This is a genomic window from Skermanella stibiiresistens SB22 (assembly GCF_000576635.1).
In the GTDB taxonomy this organism is placed as follows: Bacteria; Pseudomonadota; Alphaproteobacteria; order Azospirillales; family Azospirillaceae; genus Skermanella; species Skermanella stibiiresistens.
Map to the genome: position 1 here is coordinate 416,299 of NZ_AVFL01000001.1, position 20,533 is coordinate 436,831.

22 protein-coding genes are annotated in these 20,533 nt (G+C 66.2%); 9 read left to right on the top strand and 13 right to left on the bottom strand.

Annotation, left to right across the window (positions count from 1 at the left end; all coding sequences use genetic code 11):
- The first annotated feature begins 104 nt into the window (after positions 1-104).
- Entirely contained in the window at positions 105-953 is an 849-nt protein-coding gene (locus N825_RS01795; protein ID WP_051511398.1) for an ABC transporter permease, read from the top strand.
- A gap of 12 nt (positions 954-965) precedes the next feature.
- Here the strand turns inward: N825_RS01795 and N825_RS01800 are convergent, their stop codons facing one another.
- The 3 genes from N825_RS01800 to N825_RS01805 form a co-directional block, all read right to left on the bottom strand.
- Positions 966-1,919 carry a nucleoside hydrolase gene (locus tag N825_RS01800; RefSeq protein WP_084164227.1) on the bottom strand — a complete coding sequence of 318 codons (954 nt, stop codon included), beginning with the start codon at positions 1,917-1,919 and terminating at the stop codon, positions 966-968.
- An 88-nt stretch (positions 1,920-2,007) separates the two neighbouring features.
- Complete coding sequence (locus N825_RS40725) at positions 2,008-2,136, bottom strand: hypothetical protein (protein ID WP_281174345.1); 129 nt, start codon at positions 2,134-2,136, stop codon at positions 2,008-2,010.
- A gap of 81 nt (positions 2,137-2,217) precedes the next feature.
- The gene (locus N825_RS01805) at positions 2,218-3,069 is read right to left on the bottom strand and encodes a tellurite resistance TerB family protein (protein ID WP_037446069.1); all 852 of its coding nucleotides are present in this window, start codon (positions 3,067-3,069) and stop codon (positions 2,218-2,220) included.
- A gap of 230 nt (positions 3,070-3,299) precedes the next feature.
- Here N825_RS01805 and N825_RS01810 point away from each other — a divergent pair, with 230 nt between their 5' ends.
- Complete coding sequence (locus tag N825_RS01810) at positions 3,300-4,238, top strand: YihY/virulence factor BrkB family protein (protein ID WP_037446070.1); 939 nt, start codon at positions 3,300-3,302, stop codon at positions 4,236-4,238.
- On the opposite strand, the gene N825_RS01815 is transcribed toward N825_RS01810, so the two are convergent.
- Both N825_RS01815 and N825_RS01820 read right to left on the bottom strand, forming a co-directional pair.
- Complete coding sequence (locus N825_RS01815; protein ID WP_157618932.1) at positions 4,217-4,675, bottom strand: hypothetical protein; 459 nt, start codon at positions 4,673-4,675, stop codon at positions 4,217-4,219. The two genes, N825_RS01810 and N825_RS01815, sit on opposite strands and share 22 nt — an antisense overlap.
- Before the next feature lie 46 nt (positions 4,676-4,721).
- Complete coding sequence (locus tag N825_RS01820; protein WP_037446072.1) at positions 4,722-5,150, bottom strand: response regulator; 429 nt, start codon at positions 5,148-5,150, stop codon at positions 4,722-4,724.
- Positions 5,151-5,370: 220 nt separating this feature from the next.
- On the opposite strand from N825_RS01820, the gene N825_RS01825 reads away from it, so the two are divergent.
- Positions 5,371-6,048: an HAD family hydrolase gene (locus N825_RS01825; protein WP_084164230.1), complete on the top strand. Its 678-nt coding sequence runs from the start codon at positions 5,371-5,373 to the stop codon at positions 6,046-6,048.
- Positions 6,049-6,075: 27 nt separating this feature from the next.
- On the opposite strand, the gene mgtE is transcribed toward N825_RS01825, so the two are convergent.
- From mgtE to N825_RS01840, 3 genes are read right to left on the bottom strand one after another with little or no spacing between them, the layout of a single operon-like run.
- Positions 6,076-7,452, bottom strand: a complete 1,377-nt coding sequence (mgtE, locus tag N825_RS01830; protein ID WP_051511399.1) for a magnesium transporter — start codon at positions 7,450-7,452, stop codon at positions 6,076-6,078.
- On the bottom strand, positions 7,449-8,156 hold the full coding sequence (locus N825_RS01835) for an HAD family hydrolase (RefSeq protein WP_037446073.1): 708 nt from the start codon (positions 8,154-8,156) through the stop codon (positions 7,449-7,451). Before N825_RS01835 ends, mgtE begins: the two co-directional genes overlap by 4 nt.
- Positions 8,153-8,770 carry a MarC family protein gene (locus N825_RS01840; protein WP_245612969.1) on the bottom strand — a complete coding sequence of 206 codons (618 nt, stop codon included), beginning with the start codon at positions 8,768-8,770 and terminating at the stop codon, positions 8,153-8,155. The genes N825_RS01835 and N825_RS01840 overlap by 4 nt, the downstream gene beginning before the upstream one ends.
- Positions 8,771-8,950: 180 nt before the next feature.
- Between N825_RS01840 and N825_RS01845 the strand changes: the two genes are divergently transcribed.
- From N825_RS01845 to N825_RS01855, 3 genes are all read left to right on the top strand, one after another.
- The gene (locus tag N825_RS01845; RefSeq protein WP_425423702.1) at positions 8,951-9,751 is read left to right on the top strand and encodes a CoA transferase subunit A; all 801 of its coding nucleotides are present in this window, start codon (positions 8,951-8,953) and stop codon (positions 9,749-9,751) included.
- 27 nt (positions 9,752-9,778) lie between these two features.
- Positions 9,779-10,420, top strand: coding sequence for a CoA transferase subunit B (locus N825_RS01850; protein ID WP_037446076.1), 642 nt, complete (start codon positions 9,779-9,781; stop codon positions 10,418-10,420).
- 104 nt (positions 10,421-10,524) lie between these two features.
- Positions 10,525-11,502, top strand: coding sequence for an Rpn family recombination-promoting nuclease/putative transposase (locus tag N825_RS01855; protein WP_037446077.1), 978 nt, complete (start codon positions 10,525-10,527; stop codon positions 11,500-11,502).
- A 39-nt stretch (positions 11,503-11,541) separates the two neighbouring features.
- Here N825_RS01855 and polA read toward each other — a convergent pair whose 3' ends face one another.
- From polA to N825_RS01870, 3 genes are all read right to left on the bottom strand, one after another.
- A complete protein-coding gene (gene polA / locus N825_RS01860; RefSeq protein ID WP_037446530.1) occupies positions 11,542-14,433 on the bottom strand; it encodes a DNA polymerase I in 2,892 nt (963 codons plus the stop codon).
- A gap of 439 nt (positions 14,434-14,872) precedes the next feature.
- Positions 14,873-15,511, bottom strand: coding sequence for a phosphatase PAP2 family protein (locus N825_RS36085; RefSeq protein ID WP_051511400.1), 639 nt, complete (start codon positions 15,509-15,511; stop codon positions 14,873-14,875).
- 53 nt (positions 15,512-15,564) lie between these two features.
- The gene (locus tag N825_RS01870; RefSeq protein WP_037446078.1) at positions 15,565-16,242 is read right to left on the bottom strand and encodes an HAD family hydrolase; all 678 of its coding nucleotides are present in this window, start codon (positions 16,240-16,242) and stop codon (positions 15,565-15,567) included.
- 160 nt (positions 16,243-16,402) lie between these two features.
- On the opposite strand from N825_RS01870, the gene N825_RS01875 reads away from it, so the two are divergent.
- The 3 genes from N825_RS01875 to N825_RS01885 are packed head-to-tail and all read left to right on the top strand — an operon-like array spanning position 16,403 to position 18,623.
- Entirely contained in the window at positions 16,403-17,986 is a 1,584-nt protein-coding gene (locus N825_RS01875; RefSeq protein ID WP_037446079.1) for an FAD-dependent oxidoreductase, read from the top strand.
- Positions 17,983-18,405 carry a hypothetical protein gene (locus N825_RS01880; RefSeq protein WP_037446080.1) on the top strand — a complete coding sequence of 141 codons (423 nt, stop codon included), beginning with the start codon at positions 17,983-17,985 and terminating at the stop codon, positions 18,403-18,405. Before N825_RS01875 ends, N825_RS01880 begins: the two co-directional genes overlap by 4 nt.
- Before the next feature lie 17 nt (positions 18,406-18,422).
- Positions 18,423-18,623: a hypothetical protein gene (locus N825_RS01885; protein WP_037446081.1), complete on the top strand. Its 201-nt coding sequence runs from the start codon at positions 18,423-18,425 to the stop codon at positions 18,621-18,623.
- Positions 18,624-18,629: 6 nt separating this feature from the next.
- Here the strand turns inward: N825_RS01885 and N825_RS36090 are convergent, their stop codons facing one another.
- Both N825_RS36090 and N825_RS01895 read right to left on the bottom strand, forming a co-directional pair.
- Entirely contained in the window at positions 18,630-19,373 is a 744-nt protein-coding gene (locus N825_RS36090) for an amino acid kinase family protein (RefSeq protein ID WP_051511401.1), read from the bottom strand.
- Positions 19,374-19,523: 150 nt separating this feature from the next.
- Positions 19,524-20,528, bottom strand: a complete 1,005-nt coding sequence (locus tag N825_RS01895) for a choline ABC transporter substrate-binding protein (protein ID WP_084164167.1) — start codon at positions 20,526-20,528, stop codon at positions 19,524-19,526.
- Between the last annotated feature and the right edge of the window lie 5 nt (positions 20,529-20,533).

Consider the following 20,533-nt stretch of genomic DNA (forward strand, 5'->3'; position numbering starts at 1 on the left):
CTGGCCGTCGGGGAATATCGGTGACCGGCGGTTTGGCCAAGACCGTTCCGGGTCGTTTGGAGAAGGTGTGGAAAAATGTGGATTATCGTTCGGGAGAGCGTGGCATGACCGCCGATCGGATCCGCTCATCGCTCGTCATCCTCTATCTCGTTTTGTTCTTCAGCTATCTGTTCTTGCCGCTGATCATCATGACGGCCGCGACTTTCAACACCAGCCGCTTTCCCACGGTGGCTCCGTGGCTTGGCTTCACCTTGGACTGGTTCAAGGTGCTTTGGAACGACGGGGCCATGTGGACAGCCCTGTGGACAAGTTTCCTGATAGCTTTGGGAGTGATCGCTCTGGCGGTCCCGATCGGACTCGCGGCGGCGCTCCTGCTTTACCGGCTCCACAGCCGGGCGCGGACGGTCCTCTACGCCGTCATGGTATCGCCCTTGCTGACACCGGGCGTCATCATCGGGATCTCGACGCTGGTGTTCTGGGACCGCTGGCTCGACGTCAAGGGTGGTATCTTCCTGACCGTGATCGCCCAATCCAGCTTCATCGCGGCCTATGCGATGCTGATGTTCATGGCGCGCCTGCAACGATTCGACCTGACGCAGGAGGAGGCGGCGCTCGACCTCGGCGCCAGCCATCTCCAGGTGTTCCGCCGGATCACGCTGCCCTACCTGATGCCAGCCATCCTGTCGGCGGCCTTCATCGCGTTCCTGCAGAGCTTCGAGAACTACAACACGACCATCTTCGTGCGCGGCTTGGACACGACGCTGACCGTCTACATCGCCTCCAAGGTCCGCACAGGCCTGACACCCGCCGTCAACGCGCTATCGGTCATCATGATCGGGCTGACCATCCTGGGCGCCGTCTTCTACGAGGTGATCCGCCGCCGCGAGTTGAGCCGGCAGGAATCGGTGCGGCGCCGCGCGGTCCAGGCCGACATGGCGCTGGCGGCGGGCTGACGGCCTTCCGATTCAGAGCGACGCCAGCCGCGTGGTCAGCAGATCGAAGAAGCCGTCGGAGTCGATCTGGTTGATCACCAGCGCGTTGGCCGGTTGGCCCGAGACGCCCCACCAGTCCACCACGGTCATGCCCATGGTGCGCTCCGACCCCGTCTCGATCTCGACGGCGACGCGGCGGCCCTGGAACAGGTCGGGCCGCAGCAGCCACGCGATCACGCAAGGATCGTGAAGAGGCGCGCCGTCGGTTCCGTACTTCGCCTCGTCGAACCGTTCGAAGAACCCCAGCAGGTCGGCCACGGCGGTTCCCACCGGCGTGCCCAGCGCCCGGAAGCGGGCGACCCGCTCGCGCGTCGTCAGCGCCTTGTGGGTCACGTCGAGCGGCATCACCGTGATCGGCACGCCCGAGGCGAACACGTTGTGCGCCGCGTGGGGATCGACGTGGATGTTGAACTCGGACGCCGGCGTGACGTTGCCGACCTCCATCCAGGCGCCCCCCATCAGCACGACCTCCCGAATCTTGGTGACTATCGCCGGCTCCTTGACCAGCGCCATGCCCAAATTCGTCAGGGGCCCGAGCATGCACAGGGTGACCGAGGCGTCATGGGCCGCCATCAGCGTATCGACCATGAAGTCGACGCCATGCCCCGGCCTGACGCGCATCACCGGTTCCGGCAGATCGGGGCCGTCCAGGCCGGTCTTGCCGTGGACCTGCTCCGCCGTGACGCTCCGGCGCATCATCGGCCGGGCGCAGCCGGCGTAAACGGGGATTTCCGGCTTACCCGCCAGTTCGCAGATCTTGAGCGTGTTCCTGACCGTCAGGGGCAGCGGCACGTTGCCGGCCACGACGGTGATTCCCAGGATCTCAAGCTCCTCGGGGGCGGCGAGGGCGAGCAGGAGGGCGACCGCGTCGTCCTGTCCCGGGTCGGTGTCGATTATGATGGGCCGGGGCGTCACGCTTTGCCTCATGATGGACTTCTTCACTGTATCGGCACTGACACTAGCCGCCGCCCCGGCACCCCACAAGCGACGCGCCACCGGATGATTGGTGGAGCCGTCACTCGACCGTCTCGCCACCCACGGGGATCTCGATCTCCGGTCCGTCATCCAAGTCGCTATCGGCCGTGTTGGCGCACGCCGTCACGGCCAATACACCCGCGAGCAACATCATCCGGAATGAGGTCATCAATGGTCGCCTCTACCACTTGGTTGTTTCAGTGGGGGAGGTCCGCCCGTTGGCGGACCTCCCCGAATCGACAAGACCGCGTCAGGCGACTTGGTGCAACTGCTCGGCCCGTTGGGGGTCGAGGTTGAGGCGGGCGGCGAGGTATTGCAGGTAGGACTTCTCCGCCTGGGTATCCGGCTCGATCGCCAGGGCCGACGCCAGATAGACCTGTTCGGCCGTTTCGGGATCGCGGACCTCGCGGACCAGGGCGTCCATCGATATGGGAGAGGCCAATTCACGCTCCACCACGGCCCGTTCGTCCGGACCGGCGCCGGCCTCGTCCAGCTTCGCCATGATGCCCTGCCGTTCCTGCGCGCTGATCTCGCCGTCGGCGTTGGCCGCGGCGATCATCGCGCGGATCAACAGGAGCGCCCGGTTGTCGTCCATCGCGACATCGGGATAGGCGCTCGCCGGCTCCACGCCGCCACCCGAGGGGATCTGACTGGGCGGGCGACCATAGCCCTGTCCCGCCTCCGGAGCGGGTTCCTGACGCGGCTGACCGAACATGCCGCCAAGCTTGTCGGCGAGGGAGCCGCCCTGTCCGCCACCCGTGGCGCCTCCGGATTGGCCGCCGCCGAAAATGCCGCCGATGATGTCGCCGATCCCGCCGGAACCGCCGCCCTGCCGCCCTCCGCTTTGGTGGCTTCCACCCTGCTGGCCCATATTGGCCTGACGCTCCTGGAACGCCTTGTAGGCCAAGTAACCCAGGGCGCCGAGACCCGCCACGTTCTTGAAATCCATGCCACCGGCACCGGCGCGCATTCCGCCGCCGCCCAGGCCACCAAGCCCACCGCCCATCCCGAAGGGAGAGGCCGAGAACGAGGGACCGCGGCGGCTGTGGCCGCCCATGCCGGTGGCGAGCATCGTGCCGAGAATACCCGTAAGATCAGCCATTGTTGTCTCCTGAATGGTTATCCGCTTCCAGTAACAGCGAAGACCGACCGACATCCCCGTATTTTCGCGAACCAGGGGAAATCAAGATCGGCGTAAACTGTTCCAGCCGCCGCTCGAAAGTCATCTTCTGTCCGCGCTTCGCGGAACTCCATGACCCGCGGCGTTGAGTTCACGGAAGTCGAGGATAGATATGGGGCGACGCTTATCGATTTCCCGCCGATGTTCATTCCATGACTGAAATTCCCATTCCCGGCCGGCCGGGTGAGCACGCCGACCATCCCGCCGCGATCCCGGACGCGGGCTGGTGGGGCATCTTGAAGCGCGTGTGGTACCGGCTGGTGGACAAGGCCATCTGGGTGTCGGCCGCGGGTGTCGCCTTCTTCGGCTTCTACACGCTGGTTCCCCTGCTGGCGTTGCTGGTGATCAGCTTTGGCCTGCTGGGGGGTGGTGGCGATGTCCAGCATCGCATGAGCCAGTTGGAGGTCATCCTGCCGGACGAGGCGATGAGGACGCTGTTCGGTGACCTGATGGCGACCGCCCGAGGCTCGGGGGATCGGTTCGGATGGGGACTGGCCGGCACCATCGTGATGCTGCTGTGGAGCGCCTTGTTCGGCATGCGCGCCCTGATCGCGGCGCTCAACCACGCCTATGACGAGGTCGAGACGCGCGGATTCCTCAAGCTCAATGGCTTGGCCCTGCTGCTGGGACTGGGGGCGTCGGTGCTGGTGGTGGCCTCGATCGGAATCATGACCGTCGGACCGGAACTCCTGGGCTCCAATGGCGACCAACCGCTCTGGATGACCGCCGCGATGATCGGGCGCTGGCCCATCGTCGGCGTCATCATCGTCGCCGCCTTGTCGGTCTGCTACCGCGTGGCGCCCAGCCGGTCCTCCCCCAAGTGGCGCTGGGTCGGCTGGGGAGCCATCGCGGCGTCGGTCCTGTGGATGCTGATCTCGGTGGGGTTCTCGCTCTATGTCCGCCGGATCGCCCATTACGAGACGGCATTCGGAATGGCCGGCGCGGTGCTCACTTTGATGATCTGGCTCTACATGCTGGCTTATGCCGTGCTGTTCGGAGCCGTTCTCAACGCGGAGACGGAGCGCTGGACATCCCTCGACACGGCCGCGGGCACCCAGACCGGACCGGTTCAGGCGGTACCGGGCGAGTAGGCCGGGGGATCGCTGGCGGGAAACGTCTCGTCCAGCCCCTCGTCGACCTTGTCCCACGGACGCGGGTCACGGTCGCGCAAACTCTCCGGTCCGGCGGATCTAACCGTTCCGTAACCTGCACCGGAACCCTCGGGTACTGGTTCCCCGTCGCCGAACGCCGCGAAACGCTTGGACTCCGTCGGATCGACCATCTCGCCGGTCGGACGCAAGGGTCCGAAATTCGCCAGTCGGCCAACATCGGGGATTCGATCGGCCTCGCGCCAGCCCTGGCGCGCCCTGATCCCGAACAGCCCGAAGCCGGCCAATGTCACACCCGCCGCCAGCATCAACGTTCCAGCCAAGCGGCCCTTCGTCACGCCCGCCATCACCAAGGCCCCGCCACCCGCGAGGCAAGCGACCGGCAATGTCTGGTAGACCCGTCTCATCGACCGCGCCATCGGCATGCTCCCCCGTCTTCCAATTCCGTAGCCACGCCAGCCACGTTCAGTGCAGCGGGCGCAGGTCACCCGGCTGGACGAACAGTTCCAGCCCGAATGGCACCCGGGTCGGCATCACGCCTTGGAGAAGGGTCTCCGCGATATCCACGCTGGCGAGCAGGGTCTTGGTGTCGAACGGCTTGTTCAAATGGGCGACCGCCGCGTCGCGGGCGCGTCGGGCCACGACCTCTTGGGCGCTGACGAAGATCGACATGACGCCCCAGCGTTCCATCAGCATCCGCGCCACGTCGACGCCGCTGCCACCGCTTTCCAGGTTGATGTCCACCAACGCCAGGTCCGGCATCGTGTCACCAGCCAGTTTGGCGCAGGCGCTCAGGGACGACACGGGCCCCATCACGTCATGCCCGGCTTCCCGCAACGTCATCCCGATGCAAAGTGCGATGATCGCCTCGTCCTCGACGATGAGAATTCGCATGGCTTTGATCCTCCCTCTCTCTCCCGGTCGCCCCTCGCCAACTCACGTTCGCGAAACCGGGGTATTCCATCAACAATCGGCGTCACCAAAGATTGCATGTCGTTTACCATAATCGTGCGGACCATCCTTAATCGTGGTTCGGATCCGTGGGGGTTGAGCCATCTGGGAGAGTGGAGTATTTGATCGACCGGGAATTTCCCCCTTGACCGAGATCCGATCCGTGAGCACCGGCAAAGCCCTCCTTCGGCCGACCGCGTTCGGCGAGCCGTCGTCCCCAAGTCCCAATCGGGATGCGGGAGACGATCGCCGGGAGGTGGCGTTCTTCGACTTCGATGGCACCCTGGTGCGCGGCGACAGCCTGCTGCCTTTCCTGTCGCAGATCGTGGGGAGCCGCCGCGCCCGACTGTCGCTGGCGCGCGCCGTGCACGGCGCCATCCAACTCCACGCGATGAAACGGCAACTCGGCTCCGACATCCGCACATCGACCAAGGCGATCCTGCTGCGCCAGACCCTTGCGGGTGTGCCGGTCGCCGAGGCGATGGCCGCGGCGGAACGGCTGGCGGGATGGGTCCGCTGGAACAACCCGATCCTGGACGCGCTCAAGGCGCATCAGGACGCCGGCCGCCGCGTCGTCGTGGCGACCGGCGCCCTCGACCTCTACATGCCGGTGCTGTTGCGGGACCTTGGGGTCGACGATCTGCTCGCGACCGGACTGGAGGAGGTGGATGGCGTACTCACCGGTCACATGAAGGGCGGCAACTGCGTGCGCGCGATCAAGGCGCAGCGGGTGTCGGCCTATCTCAACCACCACGGCCCCTTCGCCGAGACCTGGGGATACGGCAACCGGCCGAGCGACGTCCCGATGCTGGCCCTGCTGCGCAACAAGGTCATCGTGTAGCGAAGGCCGCCGGTCCCCGACGGCGGCTCACAGCAGGAAGGTGCTGGCCAACCCCAGGAAGACGAAGAAGCCCAGCACGTCGGTGGTGGTCGTCAGGAACGGACCGGCCGCCACGGCGGGGTCGATGTCGAAGCGGTCCAGCGTCAGGGGAATCACCGTCCCGGCGAGCCCGGCCCAGACCATGTTGAACATCATGGCGCTGGCCAGCACCAGTCCCAGGCTCAGATCGCCGAACCACAGGGTCGCGATGGTGCCCATCACGGTCGCGAAGACGAGACCGTTCATGACGCCGACGACGACCTCCTTGCCGATCACGCGCCACGTGCCGCCGGCCACCAGATCGCGCGCCGCCAGCGCCCGCACCATCACGGTGATGACCTGCATGCCGGCGTTGCCGCCCATCGCGGCGACGATCGGCATCAGGACGGCCAGCGCCACGATCTCCTGGATCGCCCCCTCGAAGCGGGAGATCACGATCGAGGCGAGGATGGTGTTGACCAGGGTGATCAGCAGCCAGCTCTGGCGCCGCCGCGCCGTGCGGAGCGGCGAGGCATAGATGTCGCGCTCGCCGGTCCGCGCCAGTCCCAGCAGGTCCTCCTCCGCCTCCTCGTCGATCACGTCGACGATGTCGTCCACGGTGATCGCGCCGACCAACCGCCCGGCGGCGTCGACCACGGGCACGCTGACCAGGTCGTTGCGCCGGAAGATGTCGGCCACCTGTTCCTGGTCCATGTCGGCGGGAACGCCGAGGCCCCTATCCTCCATGATGTCGGCGATCCGCGTCTCGCGCGGGTTGCGCAGCACGCGGCTGGTCGGGACCGTGCCGATGGGACGATGGGCGGGATCGACCACGAACAGATCGTAGAAGTCGTCGGGCAGCCCTTGGCTGCGGCGCAGGAAGTCGATCGTCTCGCCGACCGTCCAGAAACCTGGAACCGCCACCACGTCGCGCTGCATCAGGCGGCCGGCGCTGGACTCCGGATAGGCCAGACCCTGTTCCAGGATCGCGCGGAAGGCCGCCGGCATCGCCTGCATCACGGCGATCCGGTGAACGTCGTCCAGCGTCTCGATCAGGTAAAGCGCGTCGTCGCTCTCCAGGTTGGCGATGGCGGCCGCCAGTTCCACCGTGTCGAATTGCTCGACCACCTCCAGCCGGACGCTGTCGTCCAACTCGGTCAGGACCGTCGGATCGAATGTGCCGCGGATCGCCTGGACCAGCCGGCCCCGCTCGCGCGTGTCGAGCGATTCCAACAAATCGGCCAGATCGGCGTGACCCAGCGGTTCCGCCAAGTCCCGAATCCGGTCGACATCGCCGTCATCCAGGCGGGAGCGGACCTCCGCCACGAAGCCGGCGGTCAGCCCCGTCAGACGGGGATCGGGAAGGCCATCCTCGTCGCGGTTCATAGCGCCGCGATCACGCCGGTCAATTCGGCCATGCCCTCGATCCGGCGATAGCCTTCCGCCGGTGGCTCGACGTGCTCATGGGCCCAGGTGATATGGTAGGGCACATGGACGGCTTGGCCGCCGATCTCCAGCACCGGCAGGATATCGGAGCGGACGGAGTTGCCGACCATCAGGAAGCGCTCGGGCTCGATGTCGTGGCGCGCCAGCACCCGGCGATAGGTTTCCGGGTCCTTCTCCGACACGATCTCGATCCGGTCGAATAGGTCCGCCAAGCCGGATCTCGCGATCTTGCTCTCCTGGTCGAACAGGTCGCCCTTGGTGATCAGCACCAGCCGGTGGCTGTTGGCGAGGTATTCGACCGTTTCGGCGACGCCGTCGAGCAGTTCGACCGGATGTGCCAGCATAGACTTGCCGCAATCGATCAGCGTCTGGATGTCGCGCGCGTCGACCTCGCCGCCGGTCACCTCGATCGCCGTCTCGATCATCGACAGGACGAAGCCCTTGATGCCATAGCCGAACAGGCCGAGGTTGCGGCGCTCCGCCTCCAGCAGCCGGCGGTCGACCTCGGCGGCGTCGATGCCGCCCAGGATGGTCCGGAACCGCTCCTGCGTCATGGAGAAGATCGACTCGTTGTGCCACAGCGTGTCGTCGCCGTCGAACCCGATGGTCCAGGAGCCTGGATGATGGTCGGGGGCAATATTCATGTCCGGACGATCCCGCTTTGCATGATTCCGTCGATGACGAACTGGCAGGCCAGCGCCGCCAGCAGGATACCGAGGATCCGATTGACCACGTTGACCCCCGTGACACCCATCAGCTTGGTGACCTTGGCCGCCGCCAGCAGCACGCCGAGGTTGGTCAGCAGGACCAGCGCCAGGACGCCCAGCACCACGGCTTGGCCCAGGATGTCGCCCTCCGTCCTGCCCATCAACAGCAGGAGCGAGGTCAGGGCTCCCGGTCCCGCGATCAGCGGTATGGCGAGTGGGAAGACCGAGATGTCATCCTTCAGGCTGGCTTCCGCCTGTTCCGGCTCGGTCGTGCTGCGTAGCCCGCTCGGCCGCGCGAAGGCCATGTCGATGGCGAGCAGCAGCAGCAGGATGCCCCCGGCGATCCGGAACGCGGGAAGGCCGATGCCCAGGGCCCGCAGCAGGAAATTGCCGGCGAAGGCGAAGACGAACAGGATGCAGGCCGCGATCAGGACCCCCTTGACCGCCATCAGCCGGCGGTGGGCGTCATCCGATCCACGGGTCAGCGCCGCGAAGACCGGTCCGGTGCCGATCGGATCGATCGTCACCAGCAAGGCCACGGCTGAGGTCAACGCGAGATCGAGCATTTTTCACGCATGGTGTCCGGTCTCGCCTTGAACGTATGGGACGGGGGATCGGGAGCCGCGATAAAGGGAAAAGGGCGCCGCGAGGGTGCCGCCGCGGCATGCGCTGGATTGACAGGGCATGCGGCACCGCACTATCCCTTGCAGCAACGGCCCCTGGAGGCAACGGTGCCGAACGTATCGACGCTGGGATCGCTGGGCAAGCGCGCCGAGCGGACCCTGGTCCGGTGCGATGGGCTTACAACGATAATCGACAAGGATAAAGGGATGAAGAAGGTCTACGCCGACGCCAAGAGCGCCCTCGAGGGGCTGCTGTTCGACGACATGACGATCATGGCCGGCGGTTTCGGCCTGTGCGGCATTCCGGAGGTCCTGATCGAGGCGATCCGTGATTCGGGCGTCAAGGGCCTGACCGTTATCTCCAACAACGCGGGCATCGACAATGTCGGTCTCGGCGTGCTGCTGGAGACCCGCCAGATCCGCAAGATGATCTCCTCCTATGTCGGCGAGAACAAGACCTTCGCCAAGCAGTACCTGGGCGGCGAGCTCGAGATCGAGTTCAACCCGCAGGGCACGCTGGCCGAGCGCATCCGCGCCGGTGGCGCCGGCATCCCGGCCTTCTTCACGAAGACTGGTGTCGGCACCCTGGTCGCCGAGGGCAAGGAGGTCCGCGAGTTCGACGGCGAGACCTATGTGATGGAGCGGGGGCTGTTCGCCGACCTATCCGTCGTCCACGCCTGGAAGGGCGACACCGAGGGTAACCTCGTCTATCGCAAGACCGCGCGTAACTTCAACCCGATGATGGCGTCGGCGGCCAAGGTCACGGTGGCCGAGGTCGAGACCCTGGTCCAACCCGGCGAGCTCGATCCGGACCACATCATCACGCCCGGCATCTTCGTCAAGCGCATCATCAACGTGGCCGACGCCGGCAAGCGCATCGAGCAGCGCACCGTCCGCAAGCGCGCCTGAATTCGGATCAAGGGGAGGAACAAGACAATGGCATGGACCCGTGAGGAGATGGCGGCGCGCGCGGCCAAGGAGTTGCGCGACGGCTTCTACGTCAACCTGGGCATCGGCATCCCGACCCTGGTCGCCAACTACATTCCCGACGGCATCGAGGTCACGCTCCAGAGCGAGAACGGCATGCTCGGCATGGGCCCCTTCCCCTTTGAGGGCGAGGAGGACCCCGACCTGATCAACGCCGGCAAGCAGACGATCACCCAGCTGCCCAAGACCAGCTACTTCAGCAGCGCCGACAGCTTCGGCATGATCCGCGGCGGCCACATCGACCTGTCGATCCTCGGCGCCATGCAGGTGGCGGCCAATGGCGATCTCGCCAACTGGATGATCCCGGGCAAGATGGTCAAGGGCATGGGCGGCGCCATGGATCTGGTCGCCGGCGTCAAGAAGGTCGTCGTCGTGATGGAGCACGCCTCCAAGGACGGCGAGCCGAAGATCCTCAAGCAGTGCAACCTGCCGCTGACCGGTGCCGCCGTGGTCGACATGATCATCACCGACATGGGCGTCTTCTCGGTCGATGAGAATGGCGGTGGCCTGACCCTGATCGAGATCGCCCCCGGCGTGACTGTCGAGGACATCAAGGCCAAGACCGAGGCCGAGTTCACGGTCGCGGCCTGAGAGCGTTTTTGACGCGGCGGGCCGGGTGAGGCTTCGCTGGGAGGGCGCCGGTCGGGCATGCGACTACTCCCGCATGTTCCTCTCCCGACCGGCGGTCCCATCCCATGACCACGCGCCTGATCCAGCGCCATGACCAATTCTTCAAACGCCTGCTCGAACGGCCGGAAACCGCGGGAGCCTTGATCCGCGAGCGGTTTCCCGCCGATGTGGCCCGACTTCTCACGAAGGACGATCCGGTCCTGGAGCCCGGCACCTTCGTGGACCGGGAGCTTCGCGAGTACAGGACGGATCTGCTCTACCGCGCCCGCACCATCCATGGTGGGGCGGCTTTCATTTACACGCTGATCGAGCACAAGTCCTGGCCTCCGCTTCGGATCAGGCTACAGCTGCTCGGCTATCAAACCAACATCTGGCAGTGGTGGGATAAGCGGGAAGGCAAGGACGCCGACGGCAACCTCCTGCCCCTGCCGCCGATCCTGCCGCTGGTCGTCTACCACGGCGACGCCGAGTGGCGGATACCCTTGAACTTCGCCGCCGGCATGGATTTGGGAGACGAGTCGCTCCGCCCCTATCTGCTGGATTTCCGATACTTCCTGGCCGATATCGGCCGCGACGACGATGCCAGCCTCTCGCGCGAGAAGGTGCTGCGAGCCGGTTTGCTGGTGCTCAAGCATGGCTCCCGCCAAGGCGACCTGTTCGACACGCTGGTCCTGTTGGGCCGCGCGGCCCTGGCGATCAGCTTTGATGACTTGGTGGCCGTCGTGCGCTACCTTCTCACCGAACCCAACGAGGTCAACGCCGCCATACTGCGCGACGCCTTGAGGGAGATCGTTCCAGGCCAGGAGATGAGGATCATGTCGATCGCGGCGGAGGAATGGAAAGCCGAAGGCAAGGCGGAGGGCAGGGCTCAAGGCAAGGCGGACATCCTGCTGCGCCAGTTGCGGCGTCGTTTCGGCCCGGTGCCTCCCGCAATGGCCGATCGTGTGCTCGGTGCCAGCGACGCGGAACTCAACGCCTGGGCTGACGGCATCCTGGACGCGGCGAGTGCCGAGGCGGTTTTCACCGGTCCCAAGCCGAACTGAGCCGTCCCGCGGGGGACCGCGTGGCCCCCGCGCTGGCGATCAGTGCGCGTCGGCCCAGCTGTGGCCGGTGCCAGCCTCGGCGACCAGCGGGACGCCGAGGCTCGCCGCACCTTCCATGACCCGGCGCACGACCTCCGAGGTTTCAGCAGCCTCGGCTTCCGGCACCTCGAAGATCAACTCGTCATGCACCTGGAGCAGCATGCGGCCGGTCAGCCCGGCGGCCTCCAGCGCTGACGGGATGCGGACCATGGCGCGCTTGATGATATCGGCGGCGGTGCCCTGGATCGGCGCGTTGATCGCCTGTCGCTCGGCGAACTGTCGGCGCGCCGGGTTCCGCTCGGCGATCCCCTGGATGTGGCAGCGCCGGCCGAACAGGGTCGTCACATAGCCGTTCTTGCGGCAGAACTCCTTGGTCTTGTCCATGAAGGCGGCCAGTTCCGAGAATCGCTCCAGATAGGTCTTGATGAAGGAGTTCGCCTCGCCGGCCGAGATGCCGAGCTGGCGGCCCAGGCCGAAGCCGCTGATGCCATAGATGATGCCGAAGTTGATCGCCTTGGCCTTGCGCCGGATGTCGCCGGTCATCTGGTCCAGCGGCACGCCGAAGACCTGGCTGGCGGTCATCGCGTGAATGTCGATGCCCTCGCGGAACGCGTGCTTCAGCGCCTCGATCCCGGCCATTTCCGCCACCAGCCGCAGCTCGATCTGCGAATAGTCGACCGACAGCAGCGTGTGGCCCGGCTTGGCGATGAAGGCGCGGCGGATCTTGCGGCCCTCCTCAGTCCGGATCGGGATGTTTTGGAGGTTGGGATCATTGGACGACAGGCGGCCGGTGGTGGTGATCGCCAGCGAGAACGAGGTGTGGACCCGGCCCGTCTTGGCGTCGATCTGCTGCTGCAGACTATCGGTGTAGGTGCTCTTCAGCTTGGAGAACTGGCGCCAGTCCAGCACCTTCTGGACTATGTCGTGGCCCTGCTCGGCCAAGGGCTCAAGCGTCGCGCTGTCGGTCGAATACGCCCCCGTCTTGCCCTTCTTGCCGCCTTGCAGGCCCATCTCGCCGAACAGCACGTCGCCCAATTGCTTGGGCGAGCCGACGTTGAAGGTGTGGCCCGCGACGCGGTGGATCTCTATCTCGAGCTCGGCCAAGCGGGAGGCCAGATCCTTTGACAGCTCCTTCAGCACATCGCAATCGACCAGGATGCCCTCCGCCTCCATGTCGGCGATGATCGGCACCAGGGGCCGCTCGATCGTCTCGTACAGGGTGGTCAGCCGTTCCGGGACCAGCCGCGGCTTCAGCGCCTGATACAGGCGCAGTGTCACGTCGGCGTCCTCCGCCGCGTACTCGGTCGCCTTGTCCAGCGCCACTCGGTCGAAGGTCACGCGCGACTTGCCGGTGCCGGTCACTTGATCGTAGGTGATCGGGGTGTAGTCGCAGTGCAGCTTCGACAGCTCGTCCATGCCGTGGCCATGCAGGCCCGTCTCCAGCACGTAGCTGATCAACATGGTGTCGTCGATCGGGGCCAGCCGGATGCCGTGGCCGCCGAACACTTGGATATCGAACTTCAGGTTATGCCCGACCTTCAGGATGGCCGGGTCCTCCAGCAGCGGCTTCAGCCGCGCCACAACCTCTTCGACCGGCAGTTGCGGCGGCGCGTCGCTGGGGGCGAGGTCGAGCGATCCTTCCGCAGGCACCCCGTCGGGACCGACATGGCCAACCGGGATGTAGCAGGCCGCACCTTGTTCGACCGCCAGCGAGATGCCAACCATCTTGCAACTGCAGGCGTGGAGCGAGTCGGTCTCGGTATCGACCGCCACCGTACCCGCCGCATGGGCGGCCGCGATCCAGCGGTCCAGCGCCTCGACCGTCTGGACCAACTCGTAGGTGCCCTTGCCGTCGAAGCGCGCGCTGGCCCTGACCTCCGGCGCGGAGGTTGGCAAAGCGGTGGCGGATGCCGAGGTGGGCGTCGATCCGGAGGGCGCCGCGGCGCCATCGACCAGCCTGCCGTCGGCCCGAATCTCGTTCTCGACCCGAGTGATGATCGATCGAAAGCCTTGCTGGCGCAGGAAATTCAGCAGCTTTTCATGGTCGGGCTCGCGGACCTTCAGATCATCGAGTGGCGTCGGCACCGGCGCCTGATCGTCCAACTGGACCAGCCGCTTGGAGACGCGCGCCAGTTCCGCGTTGTCGATCAGCGCTTGACGGCGCTTCGGCTGCTTGATCTCGCCGGCCCGCTCCAGCAGCGTTTCCAGGTCGCCATATTCGCCGATCAGCTGGGCGGCGGTCTTGATGCCGATGCCGGGCACGCCGGGCACGTTGTCGACCGGATCGCCGGCCAGGGCCTGGACATCCACCACCTTGTCGGGCGTCACGCCGAACTTCTCGAAGACCTCCTCGAACCCGATCACCTTGTTCTTCATCGGGTCGAGCATGGCGACACCGTCGGTGACCAGCTGCATCAGGTCCTTGTCGGACGAGACGATCGTCACCTGCCGCCCCTGTTCGCGCGCCAAACGCGCGTAGGTCGCGATCAGGTCGTCCGCCTCATAGCCCTCCAGCTCGATCGACGGCACGCAGAACGCCTCGACCGCCTCGCGGATGATGCCGAACTGCGGCTTCAACTCCTCGGGCGGCTCTGGCCGATGGGCCTTGTAGTCGGCGTAGAACTCGTTGCGGAAGTTCAGCCGCTTGCTGTCGAAGATCACCGCCACCGCCTCGGCGTGATGGTCCGCCAGCAGCTTCATCAGCATGTTGGTGAAGCCCATCACCGCGTTGACCGGCGTGCCGTCGCTCCGCGTCAGGGGCGGGATGGCGTGGAAGGCGCGAAAGATGAAGCCGGAGCCATCCACGAGGTAGAGGCCATCTACGGTCTTCGCCGCGGGTTCCGGCTGATCGGAAACCGTCTGGACGGGGTCGGTTTGCGTGGTGTCGCTCATGGTCAACGACATAGCACGACCACCGCCCCCGGTCGATACGAAGCGGGTGATTTGCCGGTTGCCGCAGGGGGTGAAAACCGCTAGACAGACGGCGGGAGATAATGTCCGCGTAGCTCAGCAGGATAGAGCACAGGATTCCTAAGTTCAATTGGGCGTCGCGATGGGAAACCGCGCGGCGGAACCGCTCAAAGTCGGGGAAAGCTCCGGTGTCACAGCACACCTTGCCAATCCCGAGCCAAGCCCCGGCCGAAAGGCCTGGGAAGGTGTAGAGACTGGACGGGCGGCACCTGTCGGCTTCGGCCCATGGTGAAGGGACAGTCCAGACCACGAACGCCGGGAGCTTTCGGGATCCCGGCGGCGGCGAAAGCCGAAGTGGCATGAATCCTGGGGCCGTGGGTTCGAATCCCGCCGCGGACACCATCTCCCCCCACTTTTCCCCCTACCTGCCGATATCCTTCCGCGTGATCCACCACGCTCCCAGCGCGGTCACCGCCGTGCCGAGCGCGGCGCCGGCCAGCACGTCGGAGGCCCAGTGCCGGTCGGCGATAACCCGGCCTCCCGCCAGCACGCCCGCCGCCACCAGCGCGCCAGCGCCGACACGGCGGTCCTCCACCACGCAGGCGATGGCGGTGGCCGCCGCGAAGGCGCTGCCGGCGTGGCCCGACGGGAAGGAACGGGCGCCCTTGGTGCCCCATTCGGCGGAGTCGCCACAATCGCAGGGACGGGCGCGGCACAGGCTCCGCTTGATCACCTCGGCGACCAGGGCCGTCGCCACCACGCCGGTCAGCCCGATCTTGCCGGCGCGCTCCAACTCCGGCAGGTCGGCCTTGCGTCCGGCCACCCAGCACAGGGCGAACCCCGGGATCAGGACATGGCGCTTGATGCCGTAGCGGCCGGCGATCTTGACCGCGTTGGCGATCGGGCCGGGGTCTTCCAGGCAGTATTTCCGGATGGCGAGGTCAAGCGCGCCGAAGCCACGCGGCGGACGGGACTGGAGCTTCGCGGCAAGCGGCTGGCGGGCGATCCTGGCCCGCGCCGGGCGCCGCGTCTCGCGCGGCAACGGATAGGAGTTTTCCATGGCCGAAAGAACGCATTGTCGGCATTCCTTGTTCCCGCCGCCCGCGCCTTCCCTCAGCGCCGTCCGCCGACCTCGTCCAAGTGCCTCAGCAGGTCGGCCGGATCCTCGTAGACCCGGAAGGCTCCCGCCCTCTGAAGCTCGTCCTCGCCATAGCCACCGCATAGCAAACCGACGCTCAGGGCACGGGCGCGCTGGGCCGCCAGGGTGTCCCAGATGCTGTCTCCGACCACGATGGTCGATTGGATGTCGACTCCCAATCGCTCGGCGGCGGTCAAGAACAGGTCGGGATCCGGCTTGGCGTATTTGACCTGATCGCGCGTCACCACCTTCACCCGCTCCAGGTCGACGCCCAGGATCTCGAGGGCGGGCGCCGCCGTCTCCATCCTGCCGCTGGTGGCGATCGTCCAAGGGATGCCGGCGCCGGTCAGGTGCGCCAGCAGCTCCTTGGCGCCGGGCAGGGCCCGCAGCTTGCCGGCTTGGCGGTGGTAGGCCTCGGCGTGCCTCTTCCGCAGCCGACCGAGCAACTCGGGGTTGATGTCTAACTGGGTCTCGCGGACCAGCATGTTCGTGAACAGTCCGCCGCTCATGCCGATCTTGCGGTGGATGCGCCAAGCGGAAAGCTCGATCCCCTCCGCGTCCAGAGCTTCCTGCCAAGCCAGCACGTGCTGGTAGACGCTGTCGATCAGGGTGCCGTCCAGATCGAACACGAAGGCGGTATCCATGTGGGCCATGAGGGTCTCCTTGAATCGTCGGTGCCGGGGAAACACGTTGGTGGCCGAGCCGGTTGCTCTACCTTTGATTTGTGGCGTTTGGAGTACCAACCCTGCTCGATTGTCCGCGTCCAGGGTGAAAACCTAGGCTCCCGCTCGCCGTGACCAGGGACTGAGAGATATGATCCTAGAAGGCGCCGAAATACCCGCCGGCGAAGTTATCGAGACCGAGATCTGCATCATCGGGGCCGGCGCCGCCGGCATCACGATGGCGCTGGAATTGACCGGCGCTCCCTTCCGCGTCGCCATCATCGAGGCGGGCGGCTTCGACTATCCGGAAAACGGCCAGCCCAACTACGAAGGCACCCAGTCCGGCATCGAGTATGCCGATCTGGACGCGTGCCGTCTGCGTTATTTCGGGGGAACCACCAACCATTGGGGCGGCTATTGCCGCAGTCTCGACCCGATCGACTACGAGAAGCGCGATTGGATCCCGCACAGCGGCTGGCCGATCACGCTGGATGACGTCAAGGCGCATTTCCCGCGCGCCGCCGAGATCATCGGCTTGCATCCCGCCTTGTTCGACGGCCAGCATTGGTCCAAGACCGCCGGCCTGCCCATGCTGCCGTTCGACCCCGACAAGTTCCACACCGGCGCCACCCAGATCCATGGCACCCGCTTCGGCGAGGTCCACCGCGACGCCGTCAAGGCCTCGCCCAACGTCACCTGCTATCTCAACAGCAGCGTCGTCGACATGGTGATGGGCGAGACCGACGACCTCCTCAAGGAGGTCACGGTCGTCAACGCCGCCGGCAACCGCTCCACCTTCCGCGCCCGCCACTTCGTGCTGGCCTGCGGCGGGATGGAGAACCCGCGGATGCTGCTCAACGCCAACAAGGTGCGCAACAAGGGCATCGGCAACGAGCACGACAATGTCGGGCGCTATTTCATGGAGCACCGGGTGTCGAGCCCGGGCATGATCCTGGTATCCGACGGCTCGTCCGACCTCAGCTTCTATCAGCGGAACGGCATGCCGACCGGCGAGTACGTGGAAGGTTCGCTGCACCTGAGCGAGCCGACCATCCGGGCCGAGCGGATCTGCAACGCGCAGTTCAGCATGGAGCCCTATGACGGCATCCGCACCCAGGGCGACCGGTCGCTGGCCGCGATCCGTGACGGGCTGAAGAAGTTCATCTCCGGTGGCGGCTGGGTTCGCGACTTCAACGTCCATGTCGGCAACGTCATCTGCGACATCGACTACGTCGCCGGCAACCTCGCGCGGCGGATCACCGGCTCCGAGGCGAAGACGAGCGTCTGGCTGCTGAAGATGGAGGTCGAGCAGGTCCCCAACCCCGACAGCCGCATCACCCTGAACGACCAAGTCGACAATCTGGGACTGCGTCGGATCAACCTGCACTGGGAAACCAGCGAGATCGAGAAGCACAGCGTCGTCCGCTCGATGGAGATCATGGGCGAGGAACTGGGGCGCCTGGGCATCGGCCGGATGCGGATCGAGATGGCGGACGATCCCAATGTCTGGTCGCGCTTCGACACCTGGGGTTTCCACCACGCCGGCACGACCCGGATGAGCGCCGACCCGCGCGACGGCGTGGTCGACGCCAACTGCAAGGTCCACAGCGTCGACAACCTCTACGTCGTCGGCAATTCCGTCTTCACGACCGTCGGCACATCGAACCCGACCTTCACCATCACGTCGCTCTCCGTCCGCTTGGCCGGACATTTGAAGGGGCTGTTGACAGCATGAGCAACCGCATCGAGCTTACCCGCCGTTCCGCCCTGGCGAGCCTCGCCGCCGTCGGCGGTCTCGCCGCCGTGACGGCGCCCGCCGGCGCCTTCGCCCTGCCGGAGCGCGCGGGCGACCGCGATCTGGCGGACAGCGCTCTCCGCCTGTTCTCCAGCCCGCGCGACGTGCGTCGGGTGGGAGCGGCTTGTCACGGCGACACCGCGGTGTGCCAGTCCCCGGCCCAGACGCGGGCCGGTTTGATCGACGCGATCTTCGGCGGCGAGCGGGATCGCCTCGCTGCCTCCGGCGATGCCGAGGTCCATGGCTGGCTGCGCGGCCGGGTCCGTGAGGATTTCGCGGCGGGCAGGACCGTCACGGTCGAAGGCTGGGTGCTGGCCGAGACCGAGGCTCGCGTCTACGCCCTCGCGGCCCACGCCTGAGCGACGGAGAACCAGCCTTGATCAACGCAATCTTCGCCCTGCTGTGCGGCGGGGCGGTCTTCGCGTACTTGCTCAACGTCTGCAACTGCGGCTTCGGGCAGGCTCAATGGATCTTCGTCACGGCGGTCAGCGTCGCGGTGGCGCTCGGCGTCTGGGTGCTGGGACTGCTGGCCCGGGCCATCGGCCGCAAGCTGACCCGGAATCGCCGCACCACCTGACCGACCTCAAGTCATCCCTTGGCCCGTCCCTTGGTCAGTGCTCCGCCACGGAGTCGCCGCCAAGGGGCATCCCAAGCCGTTGCCCCGCTCCAGCGCCGCCGCGACTTCCTCGACCCGCTCCCGTTCGACACACCACACGGCACCCTGGAACCGCCTCCGCCACGCCGGGAAGTCGGGTCCGAGCAGGCCATCGCGAACCATCGCCGTGGTATCCGGCCCGCCGCTCGCGAACGGGTTTCCCGGACCGTGGCACGGGCAGGCTCCCGCCTTGACCAGGATCAGCCGCTCGGCCTTCACGTCCACCGCGAGCCAAGCCGCGAGACTGTCCGAGGTGGCGTCCCAATCCTCGATCAGGTCCGGCCGCGCCGCCGCCAGCGATGACGGAAGCCAGACGCTGGCCCGTCCGGCGGACGCGTTGACCCGCATCTCTGACGCGTTCAAGGCGGTCGCGATCTCGGGATGGATGCCGTGCAGCATCAGGGCGAAGCTGTCCATCGCCAGCAGCGTCATCCGGCGCACGACGCCGGGCTGCAGGCGCCACATGTCCTCCGCCTCGCGCACCGTGTCCACGAAGGGGCCGCCGGTCGGAACGATCACCACGGGGCGCTGACGCCCGACCTGGCCCGCCAAAGCCATCCAATCCGCCATGCCGACCCAATCGGCGAGGCCGCCGCCCAGCAGGATCACGCAGGCGTTCTCCAGGGAGGGCGGCGCTGTTTCGATCGGGGTCGGGTTGAACCGGGTGTCCATGGCTCGGCATCCAATGGCGACGGGAGAGGATTGGCTAAGCGCCCAAACGACTAAAGTTTAGGCGCCCGCACAAGGCTTGACCTGCCTTTTTGCGACAAATCCCATGCCTTGTCGATCCTCTTGGCTCCGACCCAAAGCCCGCCGCGGTGTTCAGGTCAGCTTCAGGTGCTTCCTGACCGCCGCCAGCCCGTCCTTGCCATCGGCGGTGGTGACACCGGCGAGCCAGGTTTCCAGCACCTTCGGGTTGTTCTTGAGCCACGCCGTCGCCGCGGCCTCCGGCTGCTGGTGATCGTCGATGATCGCGGTCATGATCTCGTTCTCCATGTTCAGGTCGAACACGAGATTTTCCAGGAACTTGCCGACGTTGGGGCAGGTCTGGCGATAGCCGGTCGGCACGTTGGTGTAGACGGTGGCGCCGCCCAGGTTCGGCCCGAACCAATCGTCGCCGCCCGTCAGATAGGTCATGTCGATCGCCTTGTTCATCGGGTGCGGTTCCCACCCCAGGAACACTGCCCATTGCTTCGAGCGGGCCGCCCGCTTGATCTGGCTCAACATGCCGGCCTCGCTCGACTCGACCAGCCGGAAGTCCTTCAGGCCGAAGGCATCGCCCTTGATCATGTTGTCGATGATGACGTTGCCGTCGTTGCCGGCCTCGATGCCATAGATCTTGCCGTCCAGCTTGTCCTTGAACTTGGCGATGTCGGCGAACGACCGCAACCCGCCCTCCGCCGCGTAGGTTGGCACCGCCAGCGTGTACTTGGCGCCTTCCAGGTTGGCGCGCACGACCTCGATCGACTTGTCGTCGACATAGGGCTTGATGAAGGTCTCCATGGTCGGCATCCAATTGCCGAGGAAGACGTCGATGTCCTTCTTCTTCAACCCGAGGAACACGACCGGCACCGACGCGATCTGCGTCTTGGTCTGGTAGCCCAGCCCCTGGAGCACGACCGACGCCGTTCCCGTGGTGGCCGCGATATCGCTCCACCCGACATCGCCGAACCGGACCGTCTTGCATTGGGCCGCCTCGGCCGCCAGGACCGGTGCGGGGGCGGCGGCCGTCAGCGCCACGGTGGAGACGGTGAATGCCAACACCAAGGCGCGCGTCAAGCCGCGCGCGGCGAAACCAAACTTTTGATTGTGAGGGCTAGTCGGCATCAGGT